Consider the following 12,959-nt stretch of genomic DNA (forward strand, 5'->3'; position numbering starts at 1 on the left):
ATAGGCTTGCAGCACGCAGATTCTGCCGACAGCCACGAACGGAGTCCGAATGACCATCGCCTCGCTTGTCCTCCTCGCCGCCGAGGAGTCAGAGCACCACGGCAACGTTGCGTTGGAGACGTTCCCCTACTTCATCCTCGCGATCGTCGTGTTCGCTCTGCTGGCTTTTGTGACCTCTTCGTACCGCAACGTCGCCAACCGCCACGCGCACAAGGCCGAGGCCTACGCGAAGTCCCATGCTGCAGAGCTTCAGCGATCGGGGCACGGCCACTAGGCACCCCGGATGACGCAGACGAGGGCGCCCCGAATCGGGGTGATGGGCGGCACGTTCGACCCGATCCACCACGGACACCTCGTGGCGGCCAGCGAAGTCGCCGACTCCTTCGGGTTGGACGAGGTCGTCTTCGTTCCCACGGGACGTCCCTGGCACAAGGGTCCTGTCACCGAGTCTGAACACCGCTATCTCATGACGGTGATCGCGACCGCCGCCAACCCGAGATTCAGCGTCAGTCGCGTCGACATCGATCGGGCCGGTCCCACCTACACCATCGACACCCTGCGAGACATCCAGCACCAGCATCCGGGAGCTGAGCTGTACTTCATCACGGGGGCAGATGCCATCACGCAGATTCTCAGCTGGCGCGACCATCATGATCTGTGGGAGCTGGCCCATTTCGTGGCCGTCTCCCGTCCCGGGCACGTCCTGAACACGGACGGACTTCCTGTCGAGGACGTGAGTCAGCTGGAAATCCCCGCGCTGGCGATATCGTCGACAGACTGCCGCGAACGTGTTCGCGGAGGACACCCCGTCTGGTACCTCGTGCCTGACGGCGTCGTCCAATACATTGCGAAGCACCATCTGTATCGGAGCAGCGAATGAGCACAGAAGATCAGCCGACCCCACCGCCCCTCACCCGGCGGCAGCTGCGCGAGATGCGCAACACGGGGGCGACGCCGATCCTGCCCACGACACCGCCCGCGGAGCCGGAGAGCGTCGCCGAGCAGTCGCAGGCCGAGGAGGTCGCCGCTGCCGGTGATGTCGCGCCCGTCGCGGAATCCGAATCAGAGTCCGCGACCGCGCCGGCCCCGTCGGAAGAACCGCCTGCTTCGGGCGAACCCACGACACGATCGCGCCGTCGCGACCGTCGTCGAGGAAAGGCTCCCGCCGAGGCGGAGGAGGCGACTGCCGAGGTTGCTGAGCCGCAGCCGGAGCCGATGGCGGAACCGACCGCGACGGACGAACCCGGCGCGGATGATGTCGCCGAGGCTCACGATCCGGCGGAACACCCGATCTCACAGGCGGCGGCGGGTCTGGCCGCAGATGACACGACCGAGCGGGGGACTGTCAGCCCGCAGCTCGGGGCGGCACTGCTGTCCGGCTACACCGCAGACTCTGATGACCGGCCCAGCTTCGACCAGCTCATCTCCCGCACGCCGACGGCGTCGACATCCGCGCAACACGCCCTGATCGTCACCGATACGCAGCCCCAAGGAATCACCGCTCCCGTGAACGCAACGGGGGACGTGCTCGTCACCGGAAGTCTGGCGCTCCCCGAGATGCTCGGGCGTACCGGTCAGCTGCCGGGCTCCGACGGCATGGACATCGATGGCGCGCTCGCTGATGGGGAACTTCCGCAGCACTCCTCCCCGACGCCCATCGCCGCCAGCGCAGCGATCAGCACGGTCAAGCCCACCGCCGAGATCATCAGTCCGCCGGCCCCGGAGAAGGGCTCCCGGCTCATGCTGACGCTGGCGATCACCGCCGGTGTGCTGGCGCTTGCGCTCGTCGGCGTACTCATCCTCGCCTTCGTCACGGGGGTCTTCTCGTGACGGCGGAGGCGGTTCGATGACGGCCAGCGAGAATTCGCGACAGATGCTGGCGATCGCGGCGGCGGCCGCCGAGGCCACAGGCGCTGAAGATCTCGTCGCGCTGGACGTGTCGGAGCCGTTGCCGCTGGTCGATATCTTCTTGCTGGCCACCGGTCGCAGCGAGCGCAACGTGGCGGCGATCGCGGACGAGATCGAGGAGAAGCTCCTCGAGGCCGGACACAAGCGGCTGCGGCGCGAGGGACGCAATGAGTCCCGCTGGGTGCTGCTGGATTTCGGGGATCTCGTCGCGCATGTCTTCCACGAGCAGGAGCGTGCCTTCTACGGCCTCGAACGTCTGTGGAAGGACTGCCCGGTGGTGCCCATTGAGAGCACTCAGCCGGCGGCATCCGACTGAGGCGTATCCGCTGACTGGTTCGGCGTGGCGTATCGAATGTAGTAAGCTAGTCGAGTTGCCTCACGGGGCAGCAGATGGGCCTGTGGCGCAGCTGGTAGCGCACCTGCATGGCATGCAGGGGGTCAGGGGTTCGAGTCCCCTCAGGTCCACCAAAATGCCTGATCAGACCACGTTGTTCGTGTTCCGGTCGTCGATTCTCAGCCGCTAAATGGGCGTCAGCGCCACTTTTGCGCCACTTTTCGACGACCTCTAACGGACAAAAACGAGGTCGTATGGATACCGATCAGAGGCTGTCGCACACCACCACCCGAAGGGGTGGTTCACGTCGAGGGCGATACCGCGCATGTGCATGGCATGAGCGAAACAACGATTGCCCCACTGTCCATCCCCACCACCGCAAGCGGGGTCGACTCCGACTACCTTGCGGACGCCGATCCCGCCCCCACATTGCGCCGGAGAGAGTTCCTTCCGGACCTCCTGTCGATCGAGGAGCTGTCTGTCTTCGTGCAGATCCCGAAGTCGACTTTGTACAAGTGGAACGCCGACGGCGAGGGACCGCATCCCGTCAAGCTCGGCAAGCACCTCCGGTACCGACGCAGCGATGTGCTCGAGTGGCTCGACAAGATGGCGGGCTGAGCGATGGTGCGTGACGCGATCCCAGCCGGCAGCTGGGGAGATATCAAACCGCGACAGCTCGCGGACGGCCGATGGGCGGCGCGAGTCCAATACCGGCGCGATGACGGCACACGCGATGAGAAGCGCATGGCCCGAACAACCAAGAGCGAACTTGTCCGCGACATGAAATCCGAACTCGCGCAGCTGGTCCGCGAGAACTCGCCTGGGTGCGAACCCATCGACAGCGAGCGAACCTTCCAAGAGGTTGCCGAGGAGTGGCTAGCGTTCGATGCGCTCAAGCTCGAGGACCACACGAAGGCCCTCGGAACCCACATCGGTCACACGCAGATGCTCCGGGCACACGCATATCCGGCGTTGGGGGCTCGTGGCATCGCGACAATCACGTCCCGGGACGTCTTCCGGCTCTACATTGCCCTCGCGGAGTACCACAGGCCGCTCGCACGTCACGTGAAGTCGGTCATCGGTCAGGTATTGGCCTTTGCGATCAACACCGGGCGCCGTGACGGGGCAAACCCTGTTGCGACGGTGAAGAGTCTCCCTCGCGCGAAGAAGCCGATCTTCGCACCTGCCGTTGCCGAGCTCGTCGAGTTCCGCCTTGCAATTGTCGGATACACGAACCGGCCCCATAGAAGCGGGCCGCGACCAGCGGACTACGCACTCGACGCTGTCGATCTCATCCTCGCAACTGGCCTACGGATCGGCGAGGTGATGGGGCTTCGGTACGGGCTGGACATCTTCCTTGACGGGGACACACCATACTGCGTGGTGAATGGTGCTGTGAAGGAGAAGGGCGGCACCCGTTGGGAACCGTTCCCCAAGACCGAGAACAGCCGTCGCGCCGTGCCCTTGCCGGAGTATGCGGTGCAGATCATTCGTCGACGCCAGACGGCGCGTGTGCTCGTCGGCAACGAATTCCTGTTCCACACAGCCACGGGCAATGTTCAAGGCCCACAGGCAGTCCACAGGGCACTGCGAAACGTTCGCGAGTGGGCGGGCCTTCCTGCGGTGTACCGGCCCCACGCACTCCGAAAGGCAGTCGCCACGCAAGTCGCGCACGTCGTTGGCCTCGAGGAGGCAGCATCCGTACTTGGCCACGCGGGCACCCGGGTCACCGACACGTATTATGTCGCACCGAAGGAACTCACCTACGACGCCCGCGCGCTCCTCCAAGCGCAGTGGGAAGCGATCGTCGACCACAGCGCTCACAGACTCTCACTTGAGACGCGCGCTGAAGCCGGGGAGTTCGGCCAGTTCGACACGATCGCGGACGAGTGGGACGAACTGGGATCGAACCAATGACCGCCAACCAAGTGCACAGAAATCTTGGTACGGGTTGTCGCCATCGGGTGAGTGCGAGGAGCTAGCGATGGTGACAACGGTTGTGGTGGCCGCGATCTGGGTGGTCGCCATTCTGATTGCGGTTGCGGCCTGGTGGGAAGGCCGCCGTGCACGCTCCGCCAGGGAGGGCGGGAGCTCGTGGCACACCGTCAGGCTCCTTCTTGCCCGCGTTATGGGTGCGTCTGCTCGTCCCGAGCGGCTCCACGCGCTGAACGCGTTGCACGCGTTTGTGCGGATTGGGCGGACCACCGACCCGGACGAGATCGTCATCCGCACGGTGCTCACAGAGATCGGGTCCCCGGACGGGGATGTGACGCTAGGTGAAGCCGAACGCCGTCTGATTGCCGAGACTCTAGGGCTCTTGGACAAGCCACGTCGCAGCCGGCGGTGCTTGTCGCGACAGTGACGTGGCGGTCGTGGACTCGTCGGGCGTGCATGTGAGACTGTCCGCCATGGAAGTGCTCGAGGCGGCCCGCACGATGAACTTGCCCGATCCGCGCGTGTGGGTGGCGGGGGACTGGCACGGCAACGTCGGATGGGTGCAACGACTCTTGCCCGCGCTCGGACGCATTGACCGTCAGATCGAGACGCTGCTGCATGTCGGCGATTTTTGGATGAGTACCGACACTGTTGACTACTGGGCGAAAAGAACTGGAATCAGGAGGGTTCTCGTCACTCTGGGAAACCACGAGCCATACGGGACCTATACGCCGTTGTTGGCGGCGCATCCCGGGTGTGCTGTGCGTGTCTCGGAAGTCGTGTGGCTGCTTCCCCGACCCTGGCAGTTCGAGATCATGGGGCGAGCCGTAGTGAGCCTTGGGGGAGCGACATCGGTCGACCGCGAGTGGCGCCAATCAGGAGTGGACTGGTGGTCGGACGAGGAGATTACAGACCACCAGGTTGAGAGTGCGTTGCCGATGGTCGCCGACATCATGCTCTGCCATGAATCGCCGGAGGGCAGCCCAGTCCTGGCTGCGCAGCGCGCTATGGCCGCGAACCGTCCACTCCTGTCAGAGAGCGCCCTGACGTCATCCGCGAAATCGCGTGAGCGGGTCGGCCGGGTATGGAGAACGGTCAGACCCAACTTGTTGATCCACGGTCATCTCCACGTATCGGGTCGCGGATTGACTTCCGACAGTCGTGAAGTCGTCGCCCTTTCGTGTGATGGGATGCGGGGGAACATTGCGCTTCTCGACATCGCGTCGCTGTCCGTGCAGATTGTTGACTATCCTTCGTAGGCGGCTTTGGCGGTCGCCTTCGGTGGAGGATCTCAGCCACTCAGTTCGAGCGCGGTCCAGACTTCGGCCCGATTCGAAAACTGAGCCAGATCGCGCCCGAGGAGCTTCTCGGCCAAGGAAATTCTGGCGCGTACGGTATGTCGATGAATGCCTAGAGCGAGCGCGGTTGACTCGTTTGCGCAATCATGCAGGAACCACGCTCGAAGTGTCTCCACAAGCGATGTCCTGTGCGCTGCATCGTGTGCTGCGATCGGTAGCAAGAATGCGGTCGCGATGGCCTCAGCCGACTCAGCGCGAAGTCCATACATGAGCCCGTGTTCTTGAACATCTTCGAATGTCGTGACGGTTCCGGAGCCGAGCTCTCGCGCAAGTCGTGCCTGTCGAATGGCTGCCGGGATCTCTTCATCACGATCGGCACGCGCCGTCCCGATCTGTACGCGAAAGCGCTTGGTGAGTGGATCGAAGAGGGAGGGGTCTTTGACAGCGAGCAGTATCCCGTCGTCAGTGATCGACCACAGCGCGCCGGGGTCATGCGATGTCATCCATCGCGTCAGTGCCAGGGGATTTTCGGGACGACTCGAGATGCCGACTGTGAACGGGGCGTCCGGTATGACAATCCCCGCCGAGTGGGCGATACCACGCGCGACTTCCAAATGCCCCTCAGTCAGTGCGAGGGACACTCCGGAACGCAACCCACGGAGGACTTCCTCGCCTTCGTCGCGCTGCTCGAGTGCCAGCCCGATTGTCGCCACCGCCGCTCCCACGACGCCGCGAGCCTCATAGTCGAGGCTCGCGGTTGCGACAGCCAGCGCACCGCGTAGGGCTCCCGCACGGCCGAGGGTCGATATCGTGAAATTCGCGCCGGGTTCACGAGTCACAGATGTTGCGCTCTTGGCGCGACCCGTGAGTTCGGTGGCGGCCTGCTCAAGCGACGCCGCAACTTCGGCCGTGGGGCTAGGGCCAGCTTGCTCCATGATGCTGCCGCCCGCATCGAAGAGCGCGACCCAACTTCCGACTTGGCGGCTAAGCTCGGCGACCGTAGCCTTCACGCCGTCGGTGCGGAGCGCGGCGAGTGACAGGGAGCGCTGCGCGGCGAGCGCCCAGCTCTGTCGCGAGTAGGTCGCTTCGGCACTTGCGTCCGCATTCGCTCGAGCAACGGCGAGGAACGGCGTACGGTAAGGCACCTCAAATAGCGGTATGCCAGTTTCTGCACACGCGCGAATCAGATCGGTGGGCACGCCCTCGCGCACGACCTCTGTGCCGAAGCCGAGCCCACGGACACGCTGCTGGGCCAACCGGGTGGCGTACGCGCGGTAGTGCTCGACGTCCCATTCGCCGTCGGGTGGGAAGAACTGGGTGCCGGTCGTGAGGAGTGCGACATCCTCGGACAGGAACGGGGTCGGGTCAGGAAGATCTGAGCTGTGCACCCAGCGAATGTGGGTGTCGAGTACGCCCGGCAGCAATTCTTCCTCGGGCGTGACTAGCCGCAGATTCAGATCTCCGAGTCGCAGCAAGGTCCTGAGCGAGGGACCGCTTGCCGGAAGTGTGCCCATGGGTAGGAAGTGTACAAGTCGAATAAGAATGGGTCTCAGATGTACACGGCGGACAATGTGGTGACTGGGGTATTGAACCTAGCCTTGCGCTCATGAGCACAGTGTCAGTTCCCGCAAACGCCGCAGTCGGTGGCCCGAGTCTTCCGCAGGAGCGTCGGCTCGTGACCTCTATCCCCGGGCCGAACTCGCAGGCCGCACTCGACCGGAAGGCATTGGCAGTCGCGGCGGGGGTGAGCGCTACTGTTCCGATCGCGGCCGTTGCAGCCGGCGGTGGCGTCGTGGTTGATGCGGATGGCAACTCATTCATCGATCTCGGTAGCGGCATCGCCGTCACTTCGATCGGCAACGCGCATCCAAAGGTCGTCGATGCTATCGCGACGCAGGCAGCGCAGTTCACCCACACCTGCTTCATGATTTCGCCGTACTCGGCATACATCGAGGTTGCAGAAGCACTGAACCGTGTGACCCCCGGAGATCACGCGAAGAAGAGCGCGCTGTTCAACTCTGGGGCCGAAGCGGTAGAAAACGCAGTCAAGATTGCCCGCGCGTACACGAAGAAGAATGCGGTCGTCGCTTTCGAGCACGCCTACCACGGACGTACGAACCTCACGATGGCGCTCACCGCCAAGGCGATGCCGTACAAGAGCGGGTTCGGCCCATTCGCGCCCGACATCTACCGCGTTGCGGGGTCGTACCCGTACCGGGACGGACTCTCGGGGGAGGAAGCCGCGCGACGAGCAATCACCCAGATTGAGAAGACGATCGGCGCCGCGGACCTGGCGGCCGTGATCATTGAACCTATCCAGGGGGAGGGGGGCTTTGTCGTTCCCGCCGATGGATTCCTCGGCGCTATCGTCAGCTGGTGCCGAGATAACGACGTCGTGTTCATCGCTGATGAAGTACAGTCCGGATTTGCGCGTACCGGTGCCATGTTCGCAAGTGAGCACTTCGGCATCATCCCGGACCTGATTACGACCGCGAAGGGGATCGCGGGTGGCATGCCCCTGGCAGCAGTCACCGGGCGTGCAGAGATCATGGATGCCGCGCACGCCGGCGGGCTCGGGGGTACGTACGGGGGCAACCCTGTGGCGTGCGCCGCCGCTCTCGCTGCGATCGATGTCTATGAGACCGAAGGTCTGATCGAACGCGCGCGCGAGATCGAAGAGCTCGTCACTACACGCTTCAAGGCGGTCCAGGCAGAGGATCCGAGGATCGGCGACGTGCGCGGGCGCGGAGCGATGATGGCCGTCGAGTTCGTGGACCCTGCGACGAATATGCCAGATGCTGCTCTCGCCTCCTTGATCGCGAAAGCGTGCATCTCCTCGGGGGTGATCGTCCTAACGTGTGGGACATTCGGCAACATCATTCGCCTACTTCCGCCACTGTCAATTAGCCCCGCCCTACTCGTTGAGGGACTTGACGTGATCATCGAAACGCTCGCTCGGGCGCCTCACGCGGCGGCCGCCAAATGAACGTCGCGGAGGCCTCGATGAACGAGAGCGATACCAGAGCACGCCCGAGTATGGCATCGGGTGAGGCTGCCGAGTGGTCACTGCTTGAGATGGTGCCGAACAAGCTGTTCATCAACGGGCGATGGGAAGAAGCCGAAGAGCGCCTCACCTTCGACGTCAAGGATCCAGCGACGGGGCGGGTCCTGAGCTCGATCGCCGACGCCTCGCCGGCCGATGCAATCCGCGCCCTCGACGCGGCGGTAGCGGCCCAGGACTCGTGGGCTGCTACTTCACCCCGCGTGCGCAGCGAGATTCTCCGTCGCGCTTTCGAACTCGTCATTCGGCACACGGACGAGCTCGCACTCCTCATGACGCTCGAGATGGGGAAGCCGCTCGCCGAGGCGAAAGGAGAGGTTGCATACGGCGCCGAGTTCTTGCGGTGGTTCAGCGAAGAAGCCGTTCGAATCTCCGGTCGGTACGGAGTCAACCCCGAGGGGACGGGACACATGATTGTCTCCGAACACCCCGTTGGGCCCTGCTACTTCATCACCCCCTGGAACTTCCCGCTTGCGATGGCGACACGCAAGATCGCCCCCGCGCTTGCGGCCGGCTGCACCGTTGTGATCAAACCTGCTGAACTCACGCCGCTCACGACGCTGTTCCTTGCATCGATTCTTGAGCAGGCTGGGCTGCCGATGGGTGTGGTGAATGTCATCACCACGACCCGTGCAGCAGCAATCTCTGAGCCTGTGATCGCCGATCCCCGCCTGCGAAAGCTGTCTTTCACCGGGTCCACGCCCGTCGGTCGACGGCTCCTCTCGCAGGCCGCAGATAACGTCTTGCGCGTCTCGATGGAGTTAGGCGGAAACGCGCCGTTCCTCGTCTTCGAAGACGCAGACCTGGACCTCGCGGTTGAAGGTGCGATGCTCGCGAAATTTCGGAACATCGGCCAGGCATGCACAGCTGCCAACCGTTTCATCGTTCACCAGAGCGTGGCCAAGGAGTTCGAGCACCGCGTCACGGAAAGGGTCCAGAACATGAGGGTCGGGCGCGGCACCGAGAAGGGCGTCGATATCGGGCCGCTGATTGACCAGCGAGCCGTCAGCAAGGCACAAGCGCTTGTTGCCGACGCTCTCGGGCGCGGTGCGCGCGTGCTCACAGGCGGCCGGGAGGTTGCTGGAGAGGGCTGTTTCATCGAGCCAACAGTTGTTACTGACGTGCCGTTGGGGAGTTCACTTCTCAGCGAAGAGATCTTCGGACCGATCCTTGCCATTTCGACATTTGAAAGTGAAGAAGAGGCAGTCGCTCTAGCGAACTCAACCGAGTTCGGGTTGGTCTCTTATGTCTTCACCCAAGACCTTGCGAGGGGACACCGCATGATCACGCAACTCGAGACTGGCATGATGGGGCTGAATGCGGGGGTCGTCTCAAATGCTGCGGCACCGTTCGGTGGAGTCAAACAGTCTGGCCTTGGCCGCGAGGGTGGTGTCGAGGGAATCCATGAGTTCCTCACTACCAAGTACACACTCGTCCCGGTGAGCTGAGGGTCGCACCGAAATGGAGACTCTTACTCTCGAGGCCGTCGGCAAAACTCCCGCAGAAGAAAAGGGCATCGAGACACTTGCGAGTGCCCAAACTCAGCTAGCGCGTGCTGTTGCACTCCTTGGATACGACGAGGGCACCCACGAGATGCTCCGGCGCCCACGGCGGGAGCTTCAGGTCAGTGTGCCACTCCGCCGAGATGACGGAACGGTGCGGGTGTTCTCTGGTTATCGCGTTCAGCACAACCTTTCGCGTGGCCCGGCGAAGGGCGGCGTTCGCTTCGATGCGGGTGTCTCTCTCGATGAGGTGCGAGCGCTCGCAATGTGGATGACCTGGAAGTGTGCGCTCCTCGACCTTCCGTACGGTGGGGCGAAGGGCGGAGTGGCGATTGATCCGCGCGACTTCAGTACGTCTGAGCTTGAGCGCGTCACCCGACGCTACACCAGCGAAATCATGCCGATCATCGGACCCCAGCGCGATATCCCTGCACCTGACATCGGCACGGATGAAACCACGATGGCTTGGATGATGGACACCTTCTCCGTCAACAACGGGTTCACAGTCTCGGGTGTTGTTACCGGGAAACCGATCAGCATCGGGGGTTCACTCGGCCGTTCATCCGCGACATCCGAGGGGCTGTTCCACGTAGCACTTGCGGCACTCAAGGAAGAGGGGATTCGGGTCGATCAGGCACGCGTCGCAATTCAGGGGTTTGGCAAGGTCGGAGCGGAGGCCGCGCGACTGCTCGCGGAGGCCGGCGCCAGGATTCAAGCGCTTAGCGATCGGTATGGCGCGATTTACGCCGCGTCGGGCATAGACGTGTCCTCCCTGACGTCACACGTCGCGCGGACCGGCACACTTGTCGGTTTTGGCGGAGCTGAGCCGATTGAGCACGCTCAACTCCTGGAACTGTCCGGTGATTTGCTGATCCCCGCTGCGGTGGAAGGGGTCCTGACCTCCGACAATGCCTCAGCGGTGTCCGCGCGGATCATTGTGGAGGGTGCAAATGGCCCCACCACGGCGGACGCGGACCGGATCCTTGAGGAGCGCGGGATTGTGGTCGTCCCCGACATCCTCGCGAACGCGGGCGGTGTCCTCGTGTCGTACTTCGAATGGGTGCAAGCGCATCAGGCATACCGTTGGTCGGCGCGTGAGGTAGACGAGCGACTTCGTGGGCGGATGCTCGAGGCGTGGAGTCTTGTCCGCAGTAGGAGCTCGCGCGACTCGTTGTCGCTGCGTGATGCAGCAACTGCGATGGCTGTCGAGCGGGTCGCCGATGCGCATCGGATTCGGGGGCTCTACCCGTAGAAGTCTGCCCGATGGTCGGTCAGATTATATTCACATCTAGTTTGCGAGCTTACGTCCGTATCTGGGCACAGCCGATAGTGGGCGTCGCGGAGCTATCGTTACTAGATGGACGTACAACCTCCTGATTCCGGAACAGCGATGGCACGGTCGGCCAACGCTGGTGGCGTGACCGTGCGAGACCTCGTTGAGCTGAGCTACTTGCATGCGACGCCTCTCGCGGGGGAGTCGGGACTTGACCGACGGGTTTCCTGGGCTCATGTGAGCGACGCGTTTGATCCGTGGAATTGGCTCGATCCGGGTGACCTTGTGTTGACTTGCGGCTACATAGTGCCGGTCGAACCGCATGCACAGGTCGAGTTCGTTGAGAACCTCGCCGCCGCCGGACTTAGTGGGTTGGTGGTTGGTGAAGATGATCGCCTCCCCCCGTTGTCTGAAGAGATGCTCGCTGCGGCGGACAGGCTCGGGCTTCCTGTCATCCACGGAGCGCATGAAGTTGGGTTCGCGCAGTACGTCCGTTTCGTTGCCGCAGCGAATGCTCGTGAAGAGAACCAATCGTTCACCAAGATCGCACGTGTGCATGGCGAAGTGATGGCCAGTCTGAGGGAGCACCTGTCCGGCACGGAGTTCGTCAACAGGCTGAGTCGAGTCGTGCGCTGTTCGCTGCACGTGCTTGATCCAACTACATGGGAGCCGCTCGTTCGGGGCGGCACTCTGCCTGACCGCGACTGGAAGGCTGCATACGACGCGGAAATCAGCCGATCCTCCGGCCGTGCGCCCTTCGTGATGAACCTCGCCGTGGGTGAGCGATCCGCCCTGACCATGCCCATACCAAGCGAAGGGTCGGCCTGTCTCATCGCGTTCCCTGAGGGGGAAACTCGGCCGCAACTCGCGGTTCTTCAGCAGATAGCGGCTGCGTGCGCGCTTGAGATCGACCGGGTAGACGCGGCCGTGGAGCGAGCACGGCGTGCTGGTGCAGGAATGATCAACGACGCTCTAAGCGGCAGATTTGAGCCAGGCGTCCTCGCCGAGCTCTTTCGTGCTCGAGGACTGGGCAGCGACCTTCGCGTAGTTGCAGTTGACGGGCGTCCCGCCACAATCGACCGTCTCGCTCGGAGTTGGCTCATCCATGACGTTCCTTTCCTCCTCGGAGAGATTGGACAGATCGCAGTTGCCGTAGTTCGTTCCACTGACTTGGACGCCAGCGAGCTTGAGGAACGAGCAACTCGTAGCGAGTGGCGTGCTGGCATCAGTGACGTTTTTGGTGGTGCCGGCAACCTGAGCGATGCCGTTCGTCAGGCCCGCTGGGCACTTGAGATGGTGAGCCCGGATGGAGCAGGGCTAGCTCACTATGGCGAAGGAAGTCCTTCCTTCCTGCCTCGGACGCTCGCAGAATCCAAGTTGACCGCCGACCGAGTCTTGGGGCCATTGCTCGAATATGACCGCGACCAGGGAACGGAACTCGTCAAGACGCTTCAGGTCTACCTTGAGTCCGACCGTTCACCGAGCAAGGCAGCGGAGACTCTGTTTGTCCACACCCAGACGGTCAACTATCGGATCACACGTATTCAGGACCTCACGGGTCGATCGATGCGTTCAATCGGTGATGTCAGCGAACTTTGGTTCGCCCTCCGTGCCCTGGCGCTGGCGCAGACGTCTCCATGAGTCGGAC

General features: G+C 63.2%; 12 protein-coding genes and 1 tRNA gene. 12 read left to right on the forward strand and 1 reads right to left on the reverse strand.

Annotated elements, in window-relative coordinates; translation table 11 throughout:
* Positions 1-49 precede the first annotated feature (49 nt).
* The 8 genes from ABD206_RS03315 (at position 50) to ABD206_RS03350 (ending at position 5,436) form a co-directional block, all read left to right on the forward strand.
* Entirely contained in the window at positions 50-274 is a 225-nt protein-coding gene (locus ABD206_RS03315; protein ID WP_344069218.1) for a hypothetical protein, read from the forward strand.
* Positions 275-283: 9 nt separating this feature from the next.
* Entirely contained in the window at positions 284-880 is a 597-nt protein-coding gene (nadD, locus tag ABD206_RS03320; protein ID WP_344069221.1) for a nicotinate-nucleotide adenylyltransferase, read from the forward strand.
* On the forward strand, positions 877-1,830 hold the full coding sequence (locus tag ABD206_RS03325) for a hypothetical protein (protein WP_344069224.1): 954 nt from the start codon (positions 877-879) through the stop codon (positions 1,828-1,830). The genes nadD and ABD206_RS03325 overlap by 4 nt, the downstream gene beginning before the upstream one ends.
* A 16-nt stretch (positions 1,831-1,846) precedes the next feature.
* Positions 1,847-2,224 carry a ribosome silencing factor gene (gene rsfS / locus ABD206_RS03330; RefSeq protein WP_344069227.1) on the forward strand — a complete coding sequence of 126 codons (378 nt, stop codon included), beginning with the start codon at positions 1,847-1,849 and terminating at the stop codon, positions 2,222-2,224.
* 76 nt (positions 2,225-2,300) lie between these two features.
* Positions 2,301-2,376, forward strand: a tRNA-Ala gene (locus ABD206_RS03335).
* 202 nt (positions 2,377-2,578) lie between these two features.
* The gene (locus ABD206_RS03340; RefSeq protein WP_344069230.1) at positions 2,579-2,860 is read left to right on the forward strand and encodes a helix-turn-helix transcriptional regulator; all 282 of its coding nucleotides are present in this window, start codon (positions 2,579-2,581) and stop codon (positions 2,858-2,860) included.
* Between the two features lie 3 nt (positions 2,861-2,863).
* Positions 2,864-4,159: a tyrosine-type recombinase/integrase gene (locus ABD206_RS03345; RefSeq protein ID WP_344069233.1), complete on the forward strand. Its 1,296-nt coding sequence runs from the start codon at positions 2,864-2,866 to the stop codon at positions 4,157-4,159.
* A 491-nt stretch (positions 4,160-4,650) separates the two neighbouring features.
* On the forward strand, positions 4,651-5,436 hold the full coding sequence (locus tag ABD206_RS03350) for a metallophosphoesterase family protein (protein WP_344069236.1): 786 nt from the start codon (positions 4,651-4,653) through the stop codon (positions 5,434-5,436).
* A gap of 32 nt (positions 5,437-5,468) precedes the next feature.
* On the opposite strand, the gene ABD206_RS03355 is transcribed toward ABD206_RS03350, so the two are convergent.
* On the reverse strand, positions 5,469-6,989 hold the full coding sequence (locus ABD206_RS03355; RefSeq protein WP_344069239.1) for a PucR family transcriptional regulator: 1,521 nt from the start codon (positions 6,987-6,989) through the stop codon (positions 5,469-5,471).
* A gap of 92 nt (positions 6,990-7,081) precedes the next feature.
* Between ABD206_RS03355 and gabT the strand changes: the two genes are divergently transcribed.
* From gabT to ABD206_RS03375, 4 genes are all read left to right on the forward strand, one after another.
* Entirely contained in the window at positions 7,082-8,461 is a 1,380-nt protein-coding gene (gene gabT, locus ABD206_RS03360; RefSeq protein ID WP_344069241.1) for a 4-aminobutyrate--2-oxoglutarate transaminase, read from the forward strand.
* A 50-nt stretch (positions 8,462-8,511) separates the two neighbouring features.
* Complete coding sequence (locus tag ABD206_RS03365) at positions 8,512-9,984, forward strand: NAD-dependent succinate-semialdehyde dehydrogenase (RefSeq protein WP_344071402.1); 1,473 nt, start codon at positions 8,512-8,514, stop codon at positions 9,982-9,984.
* Positions 9,985-9,997: 13 nt separating this feature from the next.
* A complete protein-coding gene (locus tag ABD206_RS03370) occupies positions 9,998-11,290 on the forward strand; it encodes a Glu/Leu/Phe/Val family dehydrogenase (RefSeq protein ID WP_344069243.1) in 1,293 nt (430 codons plus the stop codon).
* A 165-nt stretch (positions 11,291-11,455) separates the two neighbouring features.
* Positions 11,456-12,952 carry a PucR family transcriptional regulator gene (locus ABD206_RS03375; RefSeq protein ID WP_344069246.1) on the forward strand — a complete coding sequence of 499 codons (1,497 nt, stop codon included), beginning with the start codon at positions 11,456-11,458 and terminating at the stop codon, positions 12,950-12,952.
* Positions 12,953-12,959: the final 7 nt, after the last annotated feature.

The sequence above is a fragment of the Microbacterium sediminicola genome, from assembly GCF_039531125.1.
Taxonomy (GTDB): domain Bacteria; phylum Actinomycetota; class Actinomycetes; order Actinomycetales; family Microbacteriaceae; genus Microbacterium; species Microbacterium sediminicola.